This window comes from Clostridium sp. BNL1100 (assembly GCF_000244875.1).
Classification (GTDB): Bacteria; Bacillota; Clostridia; order Acetivibrionales; family DSM-1351; genus Ruminiclostridium.
In genome coordinates this window covers 3,855,144-3,877,248 of the sequence record NC_016791.1, presented here as the reverse complement: position 1 = coordinate 3,877,248, position 22,105 = coordinate 3,855,144, and the positions used below count along the sequence as shown (strand labels likewise).

The window sequence follows — 22,105 nt, the reverse complement described above, 5'->3', positions numbered from 1 at the left end:
TGGTTGATATGGAAAACAGCGAAGAAAAAAGAGTATGGGGAATTCATACCAAAGATGATAATCTTTTTTTGCAGAAAGATGTCATCGCTATTGGCTGGGGAAAAATAGGCGACCTTAGCAAGTTAGAAGCAAACAGGGATGCATTTAAAACACAGTATATTAATGTGTATCCAGATGCCAAGAAAGGCAGTGTAGCCAATGGTGCCGGTATGCTTTTTCGATTTGCCTATGAGGTTCAGATTGGTGATTTTGTGGTATTTCCTTCTAAAATCGACCGGCAGATTAACATAGGCACAGTTGAGAGCGACTATATATATGATGCTACAGCAACTGAATATGTCCATCAGCATAAAGTAAAATGGCTGAAACATCTTCCGAGAACAGCATTTTCACAAGGAGCTCTTTATGAAGTAGGATCTGCGATGTCTTTCTTTGCTGTTAAAAACTATGCAGATGAGTACTTAGCAGCCTTGGATAAAGGGTTTAAAAAGACCACATTAACAATTGATGGTGAAGACGATGAGAGTGTCGGAGTAACTGCTGAAGAAATCGTGGAAACCACCAAGGATTTTATATTAAAGGAACTTAGTAAGCAGTTAAAAGGTTATGAACTTGAAGGATTTGTAGCGGACCTTCTAAAAGCTATGGGTTATCGCACAATCGTTTCAGCGCAGGGTGGTGATAGTGGTATTGATATTACAGCCTATAAGGATGAACTGCCACCAAGGATATTAGTGCAGGTTAAGAGCCAGGATGGTGATATTAAGGAAACTATAATCCAGTCACTCAAAGGCGCAATGCGAGAAGGCGATTATGGATTATTTGTTACTCTGTCTAATTATACTAATAATGCTCAAAATTATCTGAAAAGCACACCAATTATTCGTGGCATAAACGGAACAGAGCTCGTAGACTTGATTCTGAAATACTACGAAGACTTAAGTGCGAAATATAGAAAAATGATTCCTTTGAAGATGGTTTACATACCGGTGGCAAAGGATAATGAGGATTAAATAAGCGACATAATAAACGCCTTGAGACGATGGCAGCAGTCATCCTTCCGGGGTGAGACGAACGGGAAATATATGTTGTGACATTAAAACATCAATTTAAACTCATTGGAAATTTAGGCTTCATAATCAATACATATATCCCAGTTTTTCTTCAGCAACTACACTTTCAGGAATAATATTATGGGCATCATTCCAAGGTCTTAAAAACCCCATGCTACTAAAATAAGTCTCACTCCCGCATATTTCGCAAAACCTTGCATAATCCGGGTTGGTATGGGAGCAACCGCCTATGTCAAGATATAGCCCTTTGTGGCAGTAGTTATAAAGCCTCCTGTCGCAACTCGGGCAAATGCCCTCCGGCCAGTAAAAATGTTTTTGACCGCAGTATGGACATTCAGCTTGTTCGAAGCAGTTGTCAAAGGATACGGTTTCATAATATGTTTTTCTTTCAACGCCGTTCATATTGTTTTTAAGATGATTACCACAAATACGGCAATATCTTGCGGCCCCGTGAAATTGAGTGTTTCCATATTTGCTACATACCCGAGTTATTTTGGACTCAAGTAAATCAAGCCTTTGCAGATTGTTGAGCCTTATCCAGAGAGCAGTGTTTGATACATTGAAGAATTCTGCTACTGCAGGTATTGAAACAAAGTTGCAATGTAATAAAGTTTTTTCGGGTATAAGAAGCTTTCCTGCAAATTCGTTTGCTTCCAGATCTTCTAGTTCTCTTTCTTCGTTAATCTTAAGGATGTCGGGAATTGAAAGATGGTCAAGCAGGATATGGCCCAGCTCATGGGCTATTGTAAAGTTAAGTCTTCTGTCCCTAGAATCTTGAAAGGGATACCGGATTTTATCCTTGTTTATAATTATCTGATACAGGTTTTCTTCTTCAACATATGTTGAGAACCGTTTAATGAGATTGGCAAAAATATAGATTACTATATGACAGAGTGGGAGAGTCAAATTAACAGCGAGAATATATTGAAGAGGGTTACTGCCAAGAAGTTTATAGGTGTTTTTAAAGGTGCGAAGCCGATTGAGAGGTTTGAGGCTGATCTGTTCTTTAAATTGGTTGAGAAGGTTGTGGTTTATGAGGATGGGGTTAGTGCTTGGTTGCTAGATGGGAGTGAGGTGAGATGGGAATAGGGGTAGTATAATTGAATACATTTTAAATTTTAGAGTGAGCCGTCAATTGGGAGAGAATATCTTCTGGGTGACGGCTTTTTTAAATTTTAAGATCTTCATTTGCGTTTATTCCGCGAGATTCTTTGCAATGAGCCTCTTATGACAGGAGGAAAGCCGCTCATTAAGCACCAACACCAGATGGGGTATCGTACACCTCTTCAGCAGGGTAAGGTAAAGGTTAATCGCAATAAATTCCTGGGATACGCCAAAAACGAAGTCCGAGAGTTGATCATAGTACCAGGGGAGGCAGAGCTTTTAAAAAGAATATTCAGGCTTTACCTTGAGGGCGAAAGCATTACAAATATAACTTAAAAGCTTTTTATTGACAAAATATCACATTCGACATAAAATTTAGCAATGAGTTAATATTTTACAAAATATAAATATATATACCTTTAAAGTTATAATTTAGGAGAAAATAGCATGGGTACAGGGAAAAAGTGGATAGCAGGTTTATTGGCAGTATTAATAGCAACTCAGGGGTTTAACATAGCAGATTTGTCTCCTCTGGGAATGCAGAAGGTGCTTGCTGGCACGGTAAAGCAGCCGACATATGGCGTAACAGCACCTATATTGCCGCAGCAGCAGGCAAAAACTCAAAAGGCAGCTGCTTTGACACATGAAAAAACAGCATCGGTAATAACTTCTGGAGATAAGCAGACAGAGGTTTCAACTTCGAAATTTAAAAATTCTGATATTAAAAGCCTACATACCAGCAACACACCAAATGCTGTGGTAGCTGATACGGACAGAACGACCAAGACAGTATCAAAAAAAAGCCAATTCAAATTTTTAAAGTCTGGTTTAACAGCATCCGGTAATCAGCCGGGAACTGTTGATAATTTAGGTAATTTAACTGTTCAAAATGCTGCTAGTAAGGCAAATAGCAAATCTATTTCTCAAAACATGCTTTCAGGGGGACTTGATAATAACCAGACAACAGGCTCTTCAATTTCGCTTCCTCTGAATGGGAATCTCGAAAGAACAGATAAAACATCGGCAGCAGTGGCAACAGCTCCAATGTCAGAAAATGCTGTAGGAGCTGCAACTCCAGCTGCTATTTCAATTCCTACTAATATAAGTGTATCATCTACTGATACAACATTAAAAGTGAGCTGGGATGCCGTGGCAGATGCCCAGAGCTACGATATATCAATGGATGGAACTGTTACAAATGTCACCGAAGCAAGCTATACATATGGCAATCTGGTACCGAACAGTCTGCATACTATTAAAGTAAGGGCCGTTGCTTCAACAGAAAATAGCGAATGGAGTACCGAAATAATAAAATACACTCTGCTTGCTGCTCCATCCAATATTACGTCTGATATATCAGGTACTTCGGTTAATTTGGCATGGGGTTCTGTTTCAGGAGCCTCAGGATATGAGATATACAGGGATGATATAAAAGTTGGTACATCGGAGAGCAATACATACTCCGATATCGGGTTGGAGGTTGGAACAACTTATGTATATAGAATAAAGGCGTTCAACGAAGCCGGGAATGTGTCTGGATTGAGTAATTTTATTACGGTGAGTACAGTAGCGACAACAACTCCGGCAGCTATTTTAATCCCTGCAAATATAAATTTGACTTCAACTGACACAACGTTGACGGTAAGCTGGGATGCCGTAGCAGATGCCCAGAGCTATGATGTCTCACTTGATGGAAATATTACTAATGTTACCGCATCAAGTTATGCATATAGCAGTCTGGTACCTAACAGTTTGCATACTGTTAAGGTGAGGGCCGTTAAACCATGTGGAAATGGCTTGGTAGGGGATGTTAACGGTGATGGTATAGTAGATGCCCTTGATTTTGCTTTGTTCAAGAAGCGTATGATGGATTCCCGTTATGATTTCCCTGTGGAAGACGACATGTGGGCTGCTGATCTTAACGGCGATAATGAAATAAATGCCCTTGATTTTGCTTTGTTCAATAAGTATATGTTAGATTCCGACTATACTTTTCCGAAAAGTTCTGTGATTACAAGTGAATGGAGTAATGAAATATCAAAGTATACGCTGCTTGCTGCTCCTGTTAACCTTGTTGCTACTCCGTCAAGTATTTCAGTTGATTTGGCATGGGACGCTGTTAATGGGGCGACAGGCTATGAAGTATATCGGGATAATGTCAAAATAGGGGCACCAGGGATAAACAAATACTCTGATAGTGAATTTAAGTCAAAAACAACATACTCATATACTGTAAAAGCAATAAATACAGAGGGTAATGTATCTTTATATAGTAAGCCGGTTACCGTCACTACATGTGAACAGGGAGTAATCAGAGAAAATACAACTTGGACATTGGCGAACAGTCCATACATTTTAAGAAGTAGCATTACAATACCGAGCGGAGTGACACTGACAGTTGAGCCTGGGGTAATTGTAAAAAGTACAAGCAATAATTATGGTATAGATGTTCAGGGAAAGCTGATTGCGCTTGGTACTACTGGAAGTGATATTGTGTTTACTACGGTGAAGGATGCTGAGTATGGTGGAAGTGGGGTAACAGGCTCAGAAACAGATTATTGGGGAGGTATAAATGTAGTTTCTACAGGTGAGTTTATCGGGGAACATGTAAAAATAAGGTATGGTGGAGAATGGGAAAATAATCATAGTACATTGAGCATATTAGGTAAATTATCACTTGTAAACTCAGAAGTTAGTAATTCAAATTACATTGGAGTTTACTTAAAAACTTCCAATGATATAATAATAAAAAATACCAAGATAGATTGTTCGGGATGGCCAGGTATATATATATGGAATACTTCTACAACAGAGAACGGCACTGTGACACTTGAAAATAATATTATTACGTCTGATTCGGATGGTATAAGTATCGGTCTAAACGGAGCAGAGAATATAACAATAAAAAATAATACTATAGATGTAAACTCTAGAGGTATATGGATTGGGCATTTTGGAACAGGAAATTTAAGTATTCAGAATAACAGCATAATAAGTAAAAATGGAAGTCCGATATATGTTGATATTGGAGGGGTGAAGTCATCAGTTTTTTCTGGAATAAATAACAATACGTATCCTAAAAATCCTGAGTATAACCAAGTTGTGATAGGTGGAAGCTTAAAAGAAAATTTTACTTTAACCAGTGGCACTTATTATATGTCGAAGAACATAGATATAATAGATGGAGCAACGTTAACAGTTGAGCCTGGGGTAATAGTAAAGAGCAATCATACTTCTATGATAAATGTACAGGGAAAGCTAATTGCTTTAGGTACGACGGGTAGTGATATAGTATTTACTACTTATAAGGATTCTGCTTACGGGGGTACTGGAGTAACCACCTCGGAAACTTCAAATAAAGACTATTGGGTCGGTATATCTGTATCGCGTACAGGAGAATTTGTTGGCGATAATGTGAAAGTGAGATATGGATTTGGCGAAGGTACAATATGTACGTATGGTAAGCTGACACTTATAAATTCTGAAGTGAGTAATTCATTCTCACACGGGGTATATATTGACACTACAAATGATACAACAATTATAAATACCGTTATTTATGGAACAAATGAAAGTGGTATATATGGGGATACCAGTGGTGTAATGACACTCAAGAACAATACTATCTCTCTAAATTTGGGGTTGGGCATACGGATAGATCAAAATGGGACAAAGAATATGGCAATTGAAAGTAATACTATTTTCAAAACTAGTGGTGGCATATCCGTATGGAACGACACAAACGCAAAAGGTAATATAACTATAAGGGACAATGCTATTTCCCAAAATTCGTTTGGCTTAGAACTTGGACTACACGAAGCAGAAAATGCAACTGTTGAAAACAATACTATTTTCCAGAATTCGAATGCAGGTATAAGTCTTAGATTATACGGAGAAGGGAATGTAATTATTGAAAACAATAATGTAAGTGAAAATAAATATGGCATACGCATTTACCAAAATAATATTAATTTAGTAGATATGAGTATCTTGAGCATTGAGAAAAATAGTATAACAAATAACAGGTGTTGCCCTATATATATAGATATTGGTGTAAGCGTAGACGTAATTAGTATAGTCAATAGGATACAAAACAACACATATACTGGAAATGTTGAATATAACGGAATAGGAATAGGCGGATGGACATCATCTCGATATCATACTTTAAATAATGGCACATATTACTTGTGTGATAACATACTAGTTAAAAATGGAGATATGTTAACTATACAACCTGGTACCATAATACTAGGTTCTAAAAATAACTATATAGACGTAGAAGGGAAATTGATTGCACAGGGAACAGCGGAAAAGCCTATTGTTTTTACTTCACTTGAAGACCCAAAATATGGAGGACATGGGGTATCTAAAACAAATGAACGGTGGGATGGAATAAAAGTAAAAAGTACAGGTGAATTCATTGGAGATAACATAAAGATAAGATATGGCAATGGGGAGATAGAACATAATACAGCTTTTGGTACATTAAATGTGGAGGGTAAACTGACTCTCACAAACTCAGAAATCACCAATTGCTACGGCTACGGCATCTACTTCAACACAACCACCGCCCCAATCCTACTATACAACACCTTCAATGGAAACAGCTACGGCATTTATAACGAAAAATACTCAACAATGCCCATCGACGCCAGATTCAACTACTGGGGTTCATACTACGGACCGTCTGTCTATCCTAAATGGTATGGAGAAGGCGAAGGCGACACAGTAGGCGATGGCATAGCATATTACCCTTGGCTTGGCTCTGAAATGAACCATAAATTCTACTTTGGTCAAAGCGGCATAAATTCCGCAACTGGTAACTACTCAAGAACCTACACCGACCTGACGGTGGTATCGCCAGGCTTTGATATCGCATTTTCCAGAACATATAATTCTCAAAATGACAAAGCATCCTCTTTGGGCAAGGGTTGGACCTTTAGCTACGAGGGCAGTGTAAAGGACGAAGAATATACCTATGTCGACTTTTTGGACGGTACTACTAAAACAGCTATAAATTCAAATATAAAAGCAGTAACACTGCCGGATGGGAAAATGCTTTCCTTTAGTGTAAATACAGATGGCTCATTTACTGCAAATAATTCAAGATACACGCTGAAAAAGCAGGCTGACGGCACGTTTATCCTTACGGCTAAAGACCAGTCGAAATATTTATTTAATTCAAGCGGCTACCTTGTAAAAATGCAGGACAAAAACGGGAATGCTGTTACACTAAATGTCGATTCCAATGGCAGAGTCCAAGGGGTGACTGACCAGGTAGGAAGACATTATACCGTTACGTATGAAAACGGACTTATCAAAAAAATAATAGATGAAGCTTCTAACAGAACGGTTGCATATGACTACACAAACAGCCGATTAACAAAGGTGACTGATCCAATGGGGAATCCGACCTTCTACTACTATGATTCTGACGGCTTTGTAACAGAAGTCAGGGATAGCGGCAATAAGCTGATTGAAGCTGTTACATACAACCATTCCGGTGAAAACAAGGACAAGGTTAATAACATAACTGATGTGAACGGAAATGTGCTTACATATTCGTATGATAACATAAACCGCAGGACAACGATTACAGACAGCAAAGGCAGAACTTCAAGGCAGGAATATGACATCTTCTACAGTATAACAGGGTCAACAGATGCTGAAGGAAAAACGTCAGTATATGAATACAGCAAGGAATCGGGAATTAACAAATATGCCGAGGAAAGCTCGGTAAGGGATAGAAACGGTAATACAACAAAGTATGACAGGGACGGAAAAGGTAATATTACGAAAATAACAAATCCAGATCAAACTACAAAGGCAATGACATATGACAGCAATAACAACCTGACAAGTGAAAAGGATGAATCAGGAAAATACACCTTCTACATTTATGATTCGGAGGGGAATATTGTAAAAAAGGTTCAGCCTTTAAATGGTACTGATATTTATGATGAGAGCAAGGATGCCAATAGCAATTTTGCAATAACAAGATACCATTACTATACAGATGCGGAATGCCAGATAAAGGGCTTGCTTGAAGCCGAGACAGACCCGGAGGGTAACACAACCACATACGCCTATGATGCATATGGAAATATTAAGACGGTTAAGGATGCCGAAAATAATATTACTACCTTTGAATACAATCCGGCAGGTCAGGTAATAAAGAAAACAACTGCAAAGGGCAATATAACAAGTTATGTATATGATAAAAACGGAAATCTGGAAAAACAGATACAGGACGGCAACAAGGTTACCAGAATAACATATGATACAGAAAACCGCAAAACAAAAGAGGTATCACCGAAGCAGTACAATTCAGCAAATGAAAATATCGCAGACCACGAATATAACGGTGATGCAGGTAACAGATATACTTACTATGCAAGCGGAAAGGTTAAAACAACTACCGATGCTGCAAATAACACAACAAGCTATACCTATGATATTTACGGAAACCTTGCAACCCAGACTAACCCTAACGGTGCAGTATATTCCTATGAATATGATTGCATGGACAGGCCTGTTAAAAAATATTTTCAGGATAATCAAGCATCAGAAAAGGTTCTGCTTGAGGAATACTCCTATGATATATTGACAGACGGCAAAACCAAGAAAACACAGAAGCAATATCTGAATTCGAAGGATGCTGCTATCACAGAATATACCTATGATTATGCAGACAGGCTGATATCACAAAAAAATGCTGACAACACAACCGCTTCGACAAGCTACAATAAAAACGGAACAGTAAACAGCACAACTGATGAAAAAGGGAACACTACCTACTATAAATATGACGGCCTTAACAGGCTTACCGAGCAGTGGACACCGTTTGAAACTGTAGGCGGGGCTGTCAGATATTCATACAATAAAATTGTTTATGACAAAGCAGGTAGAAAGAAAAATGAAATAGCAGGCAAAGATACAGTTACACTTTACGCAGCAGCCTTGCAGCTAATTACAAAAACCTATGACTACTATAGCAACGGCAAGGTAAAGAGTATTACAGACAACGAAGGCAGAAAAACAGAGTACGAATACGATGAGGACGGCAATGTAAGGAAGGAAACAGTTTATACAACTGCCACAGACAAAAACATTACCGAATATGAAAACAATTACTTAGGAAAGGTATCTGAGAAAAAAGTTCATGTAAAAGCCGGAGACCTGGCGGGAAGTGAATTTGGCAGCACTGAGGATACAGTACTTAAAACTGCTTACACCTATGACAAAAACGGAAATCTTGAAACGGTAACAACACCTGACGATGTAACAACCACTTGCAAATACGATAACCTGAACAGGCAGACAGGTGTGAGCCAGCCGGGTATTGATGAAAACAATCAGGCGGTGACCATAGCATCCTCCACAGAATATGACTGGCAGGGGAATGTCGTAAAAACAACGGATGCAAATGGCAATATTACGGAATACCACTATAATCAAAGGGGATTGCTGGAAACAACAACAGATGCTGAGACAAATACCACAGCTTTCTATTACGATAGAGTCGGAAGAAAAATAGCCGAGGTAGCTCCTAAAGACTACGACCCTGCAAAAACTCTTTCTCAGATGAACAGGGTTGAATACACCTATGACCTCATGGGCAGGGTAAAAACCAAAACCTACGTGGGCGAGGAAAAGAAGGTAGATCCAGTAACGCATGAATGGGTAACACGACAGGTAAGCATAGTACAGAAAGCCTACCAGTACGATAACAATGGAAATGTTACAAAGGAACTGGACGGGCTAGGACTAGAGTCGGCAACAGATAAAACAAGCATAGACACACAAATCGCTACAGGCTACGGAACAGAGTACACCTATAACCTTGCAGACAGGCTGTTAATAGTAAAAGATGCCGTATCAAAGGACAGAGGACTCAGCTTTACTACAAAATACACCTACGATTCACTTGGAAGAAAAACCTCAGAAACAAATGCCAACGGGGTAATAAAGAACTACAGCTATAATGATGCGGGGAATGTAACAAAAATTACAGTGCAGAAAACATCGGGCAGTGCTGAGCAGACAATCCAAACAAATACATACGATTACACAGGAAATCTGCTGACACAGAAGGATGGAAACGGAAACATTACAACCTATGAATACAATGAGTTCGGAAAGCTCAGAAAAACAACAGCTCCGGGAGATGCAACAATACCCGAAAGCAAAATAACCATCCAGTATGATGTAATGGGCAGGCTGGAAATACGGAAGGATTCAAGAGGTGCGGTAAACACCTATACTTACAACAACCAAGGGGATGTGCTGACGCAGAAACAGCGGACAGAGGACGGAACACAGGCAATAACCACCTCAACCTGCTATGACAAAAACGGAAATGCAAGATATGTAACTGACGGAAACGGAAACATAACAGAGAATACCTACAACGCATTAAATAAAATATCGGCTTCAAAGCAAATCGTATCAGGGGTTATGCATGAAACAGCATACGGCTATGATGCCAATGGAAACCAGATCACAGTAACCGATTGGAGGGGCAATAGCTCCGAGAATGTATATGACAGCTTAAACAGGCTGATAGAGAAAAAGGATGCCTATAATAATAGCATACAGAAGCTTGAATACAATCACAGCAATGTACAGCAGAAATCCTATGATGACCTTAACAATGTGACACAATACACTTACGATAAAAACAACAGGCTGCTGTCAACGACTGATCCGGAAAACCACACCACAAGCCAGACCTATGACAATGCGGGAAATATACAAACCAAAACAGACGCAAGGGGAAATATATCACCTGCTGATGATAAAACGCACTATACAACCTATACATACGATGAATTCAATAGGCTTAAAACAGTTACAAATGCCAAGAACGAAACAACAAGCTATACCTATGATCTGAATGGAAACCTGCTCACACAGACAGACGGCAGGGGAAAAATAACGACATATGAATACAATGCAGCAAACAAGGCAGCTAAGCGTATAGACCACGGCGGAAGAACGTTAACAGCAGGTAAATATGACGATGTTCCTGCAAAAACAGAAGCCTACACCTACAATGCAGACGGAAGCCTTGCAACAAAGACAGACAGGAACGGCATTACAACCACATACAGCTACGATATACACGGAAGGCTGCTGAGCCAGACCACAGGAAATATATCAATTTCCTATACTTACGATGGCAACGGTAACCAGCTCACAATGACCGACAGTACAGGAACCACAACAAGAACCTACGATGAGCAGAACAGAGTGCTTACAAAAAATGTACCAAACATTGGAATAACAACCTTCGAGTATGATAAACTAACAGGTATGGAAGAAGGCTGTCAGGCCGAAACTTCAACAGACCCCAAGGGCAACCTGACACAGAAAACCTATGACATGGCAGGAAGACTCAAAACAGTAACAGCCGATGGAAAGACAACAACCTATAACTATCTTGATAACGGGGCAAGACAAAGCGTAATATATAACGACGGTTCAAGAGAAGATTACACCTATTACGCAGATGGACTGTTAAGAACCTTGACAAATAAAAAAGCAGATGGCAGCATAATAGACACCTACAGCTATACGTATGATGCGGCTCATAACCAAGCCTCTAAAACAGACGCAAATGGTACAACAAATTATACCTACGATACGCTGAACAGACTTGAAACAGTAACAGAGCCGAACAACAGAAAAACCACGTACACCTACGATGCAGCAGGAAACAGAGCAACCGAAACAATAACGGTTGGCGGTAACTCAACAGTAAACACCTACACCTACAACGAGCAAAACCGTCTGACACAGATAGTAACAACGTTAAACGGCACAACAACAGCCACAACCGTATACACTTACGACAACAACGGCAACCAGCTTACCACAGAAGTAAACGGCACAGTAACTGTATCAAACACCTACGATGCCAGAAGCCAGCTGATATCAACTACCACAGGTGGAATAACAGTACAAAACACCTACAATGGTGACGGCTATAGAGTAGAGAAAGCAGTAAACGGAGCAATAACAAGATATCTCTACGAATACGACAAGGTAGTGCTGGAACTGGACGGCTCAGGCAACCAGACAGGCAGAAACGTATACGGCACAAACCTGTTAATGCGCTCAGTCGACGGAACCACCTACTATTACATGTACAACGGACATGCCGATGTAACAGCACTGCTGAAACCAGACGGAACAATAGCAGCAACATATTATTATGATGCCTTCGGAAACATCACTGACACCACAGGAACAGCAAGCAATTCTATAACCTTTTCAGGGTATCAGTATGACAAGGAAACAGGGCTTTATTACCTGAATGCGAGGATGTATGACCCGAAGACTGCACGGTTCTTGCAGGAGGATACTTATACTGGCGATAGGAATGACCCGCTTAGTTTGAATTTGTATGTGTATTGTGCGAATAATCCTCTTATATATTATGACCCAACAGGACATAGCTGGATGGATTCAGCCAGAGATTGGTTTTTAAATGATACATCTGCAGGACGGTGGGTTAACAAAAACATAGTTAAACCGGTAAAAAAGAAAGCAAAAGCAGTCTATAATTATTTGGATGAAAAAGTACCTGTTTTAACTGGCATAGGCGAAGCGCTATATGATGAAGCTAAAACAATAACTGATTCGGTAGATATTGTAGGTAAAGTAATAGATGTAGCTAAGGTTATAACTCATCCTAAGGAAACTATAAAACAGATTGGAGATAATTATAAAAAGATACTGGCAGATCCAAAAGCGGTCTGGAATTCGGTGGCTAATAAAGTAACAAATTATGTTGATACAAATATAATAAATGGAAACGCGCATACAAGAGCAGAGTTTGGCACACATGCAGCGGTATTTATAGGATCATTCTTTGTTTGGGGAAGTGAAAGTAAGGCAAGTACGACTGCATCAAAATTTGCCGAGAGCGCAAAAGGCCTAATTTCAAAGACAAATGGCTTAACAAACAGGATTATCTATGAAGAAACCGGATCAACAAATATATTCAATAAAATGTTTAGCAGGATTGCTGAAAATAAAATACCGGAGGTTAATCGGGGGTTGAGTGGGGTTGGTGAGGGGGCGGCTGAAGCTAAGTTACCATCAACTCTAAATCCAAAAGAAATTAACTTTATGCAAAGTTCTATTAAGAATGAAACTGGCGAATATACTGTACTTCAGAATGCAGAATCATTGAAAAATGGAACATTAAAGCCTAGTGATTTGCCTACTATGAAAGTATGGGAAGATGAATCAGGCAAGATATGGACTTTAGACCATAGAAGGCTTGGGGCATATAGACTGGCAGAACTTAATGATGTTCCTGTTCAATGGGCTACACCAGAAGAAATAGCAAAAGGCGGTTTTAAGATGACAACTAACAATGGAGGTAGTTCAATCAGACTAAAATTAGGCGGTGGAGAAAGCATTACTATAAAATAAGGAGGCAAATTATGAGTGTTCATGAAGAAATAAAAACTGTTAAAACTAAGGAGGATTTTATTAACTTCTTAGGGAAGTTAGCTACAGATAAAAAAAATAATCCAGTAGAGTGGGAAAATAAAGCAATAGAAAATTATCTAGAATCTATACAATCATGGATTGAAGATATGGAAGGGTATTATGTGAATAATAACATTGAAGTACCTAAAAACATTGATTGGAATTTCTTTGCTACTGTATTTTATGTTGGAAAAATATATGAATAAAGTGCAGTTACTCACTACAAAATAATACAAAAGCTGAATGCATTATTTAAATAAATATAATAGTATTATTAGTGGAATATTTTATGTTAAATAATATACTGCATAATTGTAATAATGCAGTTAAAAGATGAAATGAACCAGCTGAATTTAAGTAAGCTGGTTCATTATTTTTTAGCAGTTAACAGATGCTATAAATACATCATTCAAAAGAACTATATTAAAAAGCGACGATAACAATCAGAAAACAGAGATTTAAAAGATTGTGAACAAGAGTGGCATTAAATTTTAAAGACGGTGAACAAAGGCTAAAACTACTGAATTTAATAGAAATTGATAGGTGGTTAAAATCTTTATATCAGTTCATCAAGTATAAGCATATGATAAAGGAGTTCTTTGCCAATCAATGATTGTACCTTTAGAAGTAAGTAAGACAAGGCTGAAAGCAATGTGTAGCTTTATAAGCTAGGAAAACCTAGGTTCGATAATTCCACTACGATGCCAGAAGCCAGCTGATATCAACTACCACAGGTGGAATAACAGTACAAAACACCTACAATGGTGAAGGCTATAGAGTAGAGAAAGCAGTAAACGGAGCAATAACTAGATATCTCTACGAATACGACAAGGTAGTGCTGGAACTGGACGGCTCAGGCAACCAGACAGGCAGAAACGTATACGGCACAAACCTTTTAATGCGCTCAGCCGACGGAACCACCTACTATTACATGTACAACGGACATGCCGATGTAACAGCACTGCTGAAACCAGACGGAACAATAGCAGCAACATATTATTATGATGCCTTCGGAAACATCACTGACACCACAGGAGCAGCAAGCAATTCTATAACCTTTGCAGGGTATCAGTATGACAAGGAAACAGGGCTTTATTACCTGATGCGAGGATGTATGACCCGAAGACTGCACGGTTCTTGCAGGAGGATACTTATACTGGCGATAGGAATGACCCGCTTAGTTTGAATTTGTATGTGTATTGTGCGAATAATCCTCTTATATATTATGACCCAACAGGACATAGCTGGATGGATTCAGCCAGAGATTGGTTTTTAAATGATACATCTGCAGGACGGTGGGTTAACAAAAACATAGTTAAACCTGTAAAAAAGAAAGCAAAAGCAGTCTATAATTATTTGGATGAAAAAGTACCTGTTTTAACTGGCATAGGCGAAGCGCTATATGATGAAGCTAAAACAATAACTGATTCGGTAGATATTGTAGGTAAAGTAATAGATGTAGCTAAGGTTATAACTCATCCTAAGGAAGCTATAAAACAGATTGGAGATAATTATAAAAAGATACTGGCAGATCCAAAAGCGGTCTGGAATTCGGTGGCTAATAAAGTAACAAATTATGTTGATACAAATATAATAAATGGAAACGCGCATACAAGAGCAGAGTTTGGCACACATGCAGCGGTATTTATAGGATCATTCTTTGTTGGGGGAAGTGAAAGTAAGGCAAGTACGACTGCATCAAAATTTGCAGAGAGCGCAAAAGGGTTTATTTCAAAGACAAATGGCTTAACAAACAGGATTATCTATGAAGAAACCGGATTAACAAATATATTCAATAAAATGTTTAGCAGTATTGCTGAAAATAAAATACCGGAGGTTAATCGGGGGTTGAGTGGGGTTGGTGAGGGGGTTACACAAGCTAAACCAGACTTCTACGTAACACCTTCTGGTGATGCAATACCATCTACTGGATATAGATATATGTCTGAAAATGCACCATATATGAAAAATCTTAAAGAAAGTATGACAATACCTGAAAATCCTAATGGGACATATTTCTCGTTTAACAAGTATGATATAGCTAATCCAGGAGCATTACAAGTACCACATGATGCGGCGTATAGAGCATCATTTGATACATTACAAGTTATTGATGATATAAGAGTGCCAAATGGAAAGTGGGGACAGGCAAGACACTTAGAACCATTGACTAAGGATTTTCCACAGTTCGGGTCAGGTGGTGCATCACAAGTAATAACAAATAAACCAATTACATTAGATGAAATAACAAAATTGCCAAGGTGGTTACCAAGTATAAAAAAATAAATAATTGAGGTGAATTAAAATGTATATGGCAACAGAAGCGGATATTGCAAGAACAAAAAAAATAATATTAGAGTTGATTAACAGAAAAGTAATTTTTGATAGTATAGAATTACAGAAGCTTGCAGAAGAAATTATAAATACTTCCTACTCTATCGGAGGAGGATATGATGAAGGAACAATTAGGCAAATTGCTCAAGTTAAGATTAAAGAAATGTTTAACATATAATGTTTACTTCTAAATTTTAACTGCAAAATTTATATTTATCTGACTTCAATATTTAGTGAATGTACAAGTAAAGAGACAAACTCCTTTTGCTTTAATAATATTAGGTAATATTATTAAAGCAAAAATTCACTGCATAATATTAATAATGCAGTGAAAAGATGCAATGAACCAGCTGAATTTAAGTACGCTGGTTCATTATTTTTTAGAAGGTAACATATGCTATAAATACATTCTTCAAAAGAACTATATTAAAAAGCAACGATAACACATCAGAAAACAGATTTTTTAAAGACCGTGAATAAGAGTAGCATTGAATTTTAAAGACGGTGAACAAAGGCTAAAACTACTGAATTTAATAGAAATTGATAGGTGGTTAAAATCTTTATATCAGTTCATCAAGTATAAGCATATGATAAAGGAGTTCTTTGCCAATCAATGATTGTACCTTTAGAAGTAAGTAAGACAAGGCTGAAAGCAATGTGTAGCTTTATAAGCTAGGAAAACCTAGGTTCGATAATTCCACTACGATGCCAGAAACCAGCTGATATCAACCACTACAGGCGGAGTAACAGTACAAAATACCTACAATTATATTATGACCCAACAGGACATAGCTGGATGGATTCAGCCAGAGATTGGTTTTTAAATGATACATCTGCAGGACGGTGGGTTAACAAAAACATAGTTAAACCGGTAAAAAAGAAAGCAAAAGCAGTCTATAATTATTTGGATGAAAAAGTACCTGTTTTAACTGGCATAGGCGAAGCGCTATATGATGAAGCTAAAACAATAACTGATTCGGTAGATATTGTAGGTAAAGTAATAGATGTAGCTAAGGTTATAACTCATCCTAAGGAAACTATAAAACAGATTGGAGATAATTATAAAAAGATACTGGCAGATCCAAAAGCGGTCTGGAATTCGGTGGCTAGTAAAGTAACAAATTATGTTGATACAAATATAATAAATGGAAACGCACATACAAGAGCAGAGTTTGGCACACATGCAGCGGTATTTATAGGATCATTCTTTGTTGGGGGAAGTGAAAGTAAGGCAAGTACGACAGCATCAAAATTTGCCGAGAGCGCAAAAGGCCTAATTTCAAAGACAAATGGCTTAACAAACAGGATTATCTATGAAGAAACCGGATCAACAAATATATTCAATAAAATGTTTAGCAGGATTGATGAAAATAAAATACCGGAGGTTAATCGGGGGGTGAGTGCGGTTGGTGAGGGGGCAGGTAATCCTACTCACGTAGACCCGAATGAAATAAACTTTTAGCAAAGAACTGTATCCAAGAATGTTAATGACTATATAAGTGATATGAAGTCTGGTAATTGGGATTGGTCACAATCAGGTCCACTAAGAGTTATGGAGAGGGATGGCAATTTAGTAAGTTATGATAATAGACGTTTAATGGCTGCACAACAAGCAGGCTTAGATAAGGTCCCAGTGGAATTTGTAAATCCGAGTGATTTACATCCTGACCTTCCAATGACTTGGGAAGATGCATTTTTGAAAAGATTTAATGACTGGAGAAATATTAAAGCTGGTGGTACAGTTCCGAACACAGGATTAAGTTCTCAACCTGAAATATATAGCCCAAGGAGGTAAAAGAAGATGAGCCAAATGAAAAATCCAGATATAAATTTGGAATGGTTGAATGGAAAGCTGCCTATAATAAATGGCATTATTTATCCTAATGGGAATATTGATTGGTTAAATGTGAATGTTATCGATGGAAAGAGAAGCATAGAGAATGGGAGCCAACTTCATATAAATGATTTAATCGCTGATGATGAATTAGGGTTTGCAGATGTATATATTCGAGGTAAGGTTGAGGATGATAAGAGGGATGTTACTATTTACTGTGGAGAAGGCAGTTTTGGAGGAGACGGATTCGTTGTAGTAGAATCTAGAAAAGATAAGAAGGCGGTATGGATTGCTTTCTTTGAAGAATCAAATCCATTTGAAAAAGTTGAGGTTGTTGGAGAGTTTATATATGTGTATAATAATCTTAAAGAAAAATGGAGATTCTGTATTAATAAGCCAACTGAAATAATTATTGAATTGGCTTGAAGAAGATTAATGTTCGACTATGTATATTAATTCATGATAGGCTTACAGAAGAAGAATAGAGCTGACTAGAAAATTCTAATGTTACTAACTGCAAAAATATAAAGTTGTATTAGAATAAATGGAGTTTCACAAATGGAATAGATTCTAGCAATTAAAGTACACTGATTCATACTGCATAATTACAATAATGCAGTAAGCAGTAGCAAAAGTAAAAATCAAATATATATTATAGTAATAATGAGGGCTAACGCTGATAAAAGGCATTAGCCTTTTTCTATTGTCAGGTACTTGATTTTACGGAGGGTATGCACTAATTGGAAACGCGTGGAAAGAAGTCGGAGAGGGTATGCGCGAACCAATTTTTTGAGAGTATAGGTTTTATTAAAAAACCGTAAAACTCTCTAAAACAAATAGTTACAGAAAATATAAGAAAATTTTCGATCTAATAAAATTATCAGAATTTCGACCCCCGGGGGGTCGTTTTCTTCAAAAAAGGAAGCATTTCGCGTTTTATTATCATCAGCGACGCCTCAAGGCAAGAAGAATCAAATTCCTTGAGTCAATCGAGTACATGGGGCATCAGAAGACGTTTTGAGCAGGGTAAGGTCATAGTAAACCATACAAAATTCATGGGCTATGACAAGGACGAAAATGGTAACCTTGTTATAAATGAAAAGCAGGCTAAGGTGGTAAGACGAATATTTTCTGATTATCTTAACGGAAAAGGCCCTAATAGAATAGCATATGAGTTGGAAAAAGAGGGCATCCCAAACTGGAACGGTAAGGCCAAGTGGTATGATAGTAGCATAAAAAAGATGTTGAGCAACGAAAAGTATAAGGGAGAGGCTTTACTTCAAAAAACCTACACAGTGGACTTTCTTTCAAAAAAGCGAGTAGAGAATAAAGGAGAGGTTCCACAGTATTATGTGGAAGAAAGCCATCCCGCAATAATAGACAAGGAAATATGGGAAGCAGTACAACTTGAAAAAGAGAGAAGAAAAGCTTTTATAGATAAGTACAGCATTAAAAGATTGGACTATACTACGAATGATAACCCATTTATAGGCAGAGTTATGTGTGGATGCTGTGGTGGAACATTCGGAAGGAAAGTATGGAACTCTAGTGATGAAAGATTAAAAAGGATCATTTGGCAGTGTAATAATAAGTATGCAACTAAAGGAAAAAAGGGCTGTAACAACAGGCATATTAATGACGAGGTTCTTTATATGGCATTTGTAAGTACTTTCAATTCAGTACTGGAAAACAGGGAGCATTTTATGAGCAAGTGGAATGAACAGATTAACGGTGAGGATATTCTTAAAAGAGTCACCGCCAAAAGATTTGTTGACATTTTTAAAGATGCTGAGCCATTACAACAGTTTGACACTGAGTTGTATTTTAAGATGGCGGAGAAGATACTGGCTTTTGGGGATTCCAGGTTGATTGTCGGGTTGCTAGATGGAACGGAAATCGAGTGCGGAATTGAATAATATGTCCTTAAAATATCCACTTAGTTATAGGGGTAGAGCTAACTAAACCGGCAAATACCACATTAAGATTATCGATAAAAGCTTTTTTATACTTTATATCAAAAAGCAATGCAAAATTTGAATAATCAACTTCTATAATACCTTTTTCCTTTTATATACATTTATTAATCTATGTATTAGGAAGAATGATTAATAGATGTGATAACATGCACATAAGTAACTAAAATTAATTTACTTGATATTATTTACTGTTTTTGCTGTAATAGTAATTAATAACATTTTGTTAAAGGAGATGAAAAATTGGTCTGAGAATGAAAAGAAACAGTTGAATAATATTGCAATATATGCTGAACTGCATAGACAACTAAAGATTGCAGCAGCACAAGAAGGTATTACAATCGTAGTAAAGGTGGTTAAGGCATGACTAGCAAAGAAAATTCAATCTGCTACAGACCAACAAACTTTCGTATAGTATATTAAGATTTTTTGGAAAGTGATTTATTAAGATACATACATTTAAGGAGAATACAATTAATGAAAATAGGATGCCCTATATGTAAACAAAAACAGGAATTAAATTTTAAGCTATTATTTAAAGAGAGATGTAATTCCTGTAATGAAAAATATTATCTCCATTATAGCAAACCAATTAAATTATTCCGTTTTTTAATGCAAACTTTTATTTTCATTATTGGAATTTATATTTCTACAACAAATTACCAAAAACTACTACTCATCCCTCTTTTTTTTATTTCTTTTATGATAATCGAAATTTTATGCCTATTATCTTTAAAAGAATAATGTAAATAAATCTATTAAGGTATAGACCTAGTAACTGATATGTTTCTGTTGCAAAAACTTTTGACTCTTCTACAACTCCTATGTTAAAATCATATCCTACTATTGGTAAGGAGAAAATGTCATATGAGATCAAATTTATTCAAATGGAAACACTATGAATCAGACATCATAATTTTATGTGTTCGTTGGTATTTGAAATACAGTCTCTCATTTCCAGATTTAGCTGAAATAATGCAAGAACGTGGTCTAAGCATACATCCTTCCACCATCTATCGCTGGGTTCTTCAATATTCGCCTATTATGAGTAAAAATATTAGAAAGTATCTGAAACCTAGCAATGATTCATGGCGTCTAGATGAAACTTATTTGAAAATCCGTGGTAAATATATGTATCTTTATGTGATGTAGACTCTTCTGGTAATACTATAGATTTCTGGTTATCTATGAACCGCGATAAAAAATCAGCCAAAAAGTTCTTAAAAAGGGCTCTTTCCTCCCCTCATAATTCTATGCCAAGAGTTATCACAACAGATAAACATGCTGCCACAGAAGTGGCTATTATTGAAGAACAATATTGTGGTAATTTGCCCTGCAAAGTAGAGCATCGAACCGTTAAATATCTAAACAACATAATCGAACAGGATCACAGGCACATCAAGCGAGTCACCAACTCTATGCTTGGTTTTAAGAATTTCAGTTCCGCCTGTTCCATTATTGCTTGAGTTGAAACCCTTCACATGATACATAAAGGGCAAGCTGGTACGTCAAATATAACAGATGAAGTTATATTGATTAACCAGATTTTTGGTATTGCATAAAATATTAGTGAAATAAAAGTCATCTCCCCTATTATAAAAATATTTCCTGTTAAAGTATTATTTTAAACAGGGCCAAAAATATTACAAGTAGTAACAAGTTCCAAAAACTTATTGATAGGATGTTACAATTTAACCTTCATAAACAATATGAATATATTGACATAATTTCAAATTAATGCTACATTTTTATCTGATGCTGTTAGTTTTTAATGCGAGTAACATAAACAAACAGTAACGCTATAAAAACATATGTAATCAATTACAACTGGAAGGCTTTTCTTATTATGAAAAAAAAGATTACTATTGCATGTTTGATAGGAGTTATAACCCTATTAATGACGAGTAGTGCATTTGCTGACTTAGGGTCATATCGTTTTGATCTTACTATTGGACATAGTCAAAGCAGTTCAAATGTTAGAAAATCAGATTATGAACAGAAGGCTTACGTTACAATAACCGATACTACTGCTCATTCTGATGATATAATAACGTTTCGTGTTAGGCGTGCTTCTGACGGAGTTGCTGCCACAGAAGCTAAAAATGGGATAGCATGGGGAACGTCATTACCGTTTACCTTGAATTATATAATTTCAGGTGGAGGAGTACCAAATACATATTACTATCTTAATGGCTACCAAGATAAAGATTCTGCTTTTCCGGGAGGAATTGTAGTATTAGGCCAATGGAATCCTTAATAAGATAATTGTAAGTCATATA

At 37.2% G+C, this 22,105-nt stretch carries 14 protein-coding genes and 3 pseudogenes; 16 read left to right on the top strand and 1 reads right to left on the bottom strand.

Features of this window, described 5'->3' with window-relative positions:
- The first annotated feature begins 8 nt into the window (after positions 1 to 8).
- Positions 9 to 1,013, top strand: coding sequence for a restriction endonuclease (locus CLO1100_RS16345; protein WP_014314877.1), 1,005 nt, complete (start codon positions 9 to 11; stop codon positions 1,011 to 1,013).
- A gap of 126 nt (positions 1,014 to 1,139) precedes the next feature.
- Here the strand turns inward: CLO1100_RS16345 and CLO1100_RS16340 are convergent, their stop codons facing one another.
- On the bottom strand, positions 1,140 to 1,979 hold the full coding sequence (locus CLO1100_RS16340) for an ImmA/IrrE family metallo-endopeptidase (protein WP_014314876.1): 840 nt from the start codon (positions 1,977 to 1,979) through the stop codon (positions 1,140 to 1,142).
- Between the two features lie 18 nt (positions 1,980 to 1,997).
- On the opposite strand from CLO1100_RS16340, the gene CLO1100_RS21130 reads away from it, so the two are divergent.
- From CLO1100_RS21130 to CLO1100_RS16270, 15 genes and pseudogenes are all read left to right on the top strand, one after another.
- The gene (locus CLO1100_RS21130; RefSeq protein ID WP_242836596.1) at positions 1,998 to 2,162 is read left to right on the top strand and encodes a hypothetical protein; all 165 of its coding nucleotides are present in this window, start codon (positions 1,998 to 2,000) and stop codon (positions 2,160 to 2,162) included.
- Between the two features lie 142 nt (positions 2,163 to 2,304).
- Positions 2,305 to 2,507: pseudogene (locus CLO1100_RS20340) on the top strand (recombinase family protein); the annotation flags it as partial.
- 117 nt (positions 2,508 to 2,624) lie between these two features.
- Positions 2,625 to 13,625, top strand: a complete 11,001-nt coding sequence (locus CLO1100_RS16330; RefSeq protein ID WP_014314875.1) for a right-handed parallel beta-helix repeat-containing protein — start codon at positions 2,625 to 2,627, stop codon at positions 13,623 to 13,625.
- Positions 13,626 to 13,636: 11 nt separating this feature from the next.
- Positions 13,637 to 13,891, top strand: a complete 255-nt coding sequence (locus CLO1100_RS16325) for a hypothetical protein (protein WP_014314874.1) — start codon at positions 13,637 to 13,639, stop codon at positions 13,889 to 13,891.
- 509 nt (positions 13,892 to 14,400) lie between these two features.
- Positions 14,401 to 14,444, top strand: a pseudogene (locus CLO1100_RS21360) (hypothetical protein); the annotation flags it as partial.
- Between the two features lie 76 nt (positions 14,445 to 14,520).
- Entirely contained in the window at positions 14,521 to 14,871 is a 351-nt protein-coding gene (locus CLO1100_RS21120; protein WP_041700319.1) for a hypothetical protein, read from the top strand.
- Complete coding sequence (locus CLO1100_RS20070; protein WP_083826385.1) at positions 14,796 to 15,971, top strand: RHS repeat-associated core domain-containing protein; 1,176 nt, start codon at positions 14,796 to 14,798, stop codon at positions 15,969 to 15,971. The genes CLO1100_RS21120 and CLO1100_RS20070 overlap by 76 nt, the downstream gene beginning before the upstream one ends.
- A 19-nt stretch (positions 15,972 to 15,990) precedes the next feature.
- Positions 15,991 to 16,197 (top strand): hypothetical protein, encoded by a 207-nt coding sequence (locus CLO1100_RS16310; protein ID WP_014314872.1) that lies wholly within the window; start codon positions 15,991 to 15,993, stop codon positions 16,195 to 16,197.
- Positions 16,198 to 16,815: 618 nt separating this feature from the next.
- On the top strand, positions 16,816 to 17,481 hold the full coding sequence (locus CLO1100_RS16305) for a hypothetical protein (protein WP_014314871.1): 666 nt from the start codon (positions 16,816 to 16,818) through the stop codon (positions 17,479 to 17,481).
- Positions 17,482 to 17,616: 135 nt separating this feature from the next.
- Positions 17,617 to 17,814: a hypothetical protein gene (locus CLO1100_RS16300; RefSeq protein WP_187288894.1), complete on the top strand. Its 198-nt coding sequence runs from the start codon at positions 17,617 to 17,619 to the stop codon at positions 17,812 to 17,814.
- 6 nt (positions 17,815 to 17,820) lie between these two features.
- On the top strand, positions 17,821 to 18,279 hold the full coding sequence (locus CLO1100_RS16295) for a hypothetical protein (RefSeq protein ID WP_014314870.1): 459 nt from the start codon (positions 17,821 to 17,823) through the stop codon (positions 18,277 to 18,279).
- A 554-nt stretch (positions 18,280 to 18,833) separates the two neighbouring features.
- Complete coding sequence (locus CLO1100_RS16290) at positions 18,834 to 19,769, top strand: recombinase family protein (RefSeq protein WP_242836594.1); 936 nt, start codon at positions 18,834 to 18,836, stop codon at positions 19,767 to 19,769.
- Between the two features lie 292 nt (positions 19,770 to 20,061).
- A complete protein-coding gene (locus CLO1100_RS21295; RefSeq protein WP_278244370.1) occupies positions 20,062 to 20,193 on the top strand; it encodes a hypothetical protein in 132 nt (43 codons plus the stop codon).
- Between the two features lie 500 nt (positions 20,194 to 20,693).
- Positions 20,694 to 21,388: pseudogene (locus CLO1100_RS16275) on the top strand (IS6 family transposase).
- Positions 21,389 to 21,672: 284 nt separating this feature from the next.
- The gene (locus CLO1100_RS16270; RefSeq protein WP_014314868.1) at positions 21,673 to 22,083 is read left to right on the top strand and encodes a hypothetical protein; all 411 of its coding nucleotides are present in this window, start codon (positions 21,673 to 21,675) and stop codon (positions 22,081 to 22,083) included.
- The last annotated feature ends 22 nt before the right edge of the window (positions 22,084 to 22,105 follow it).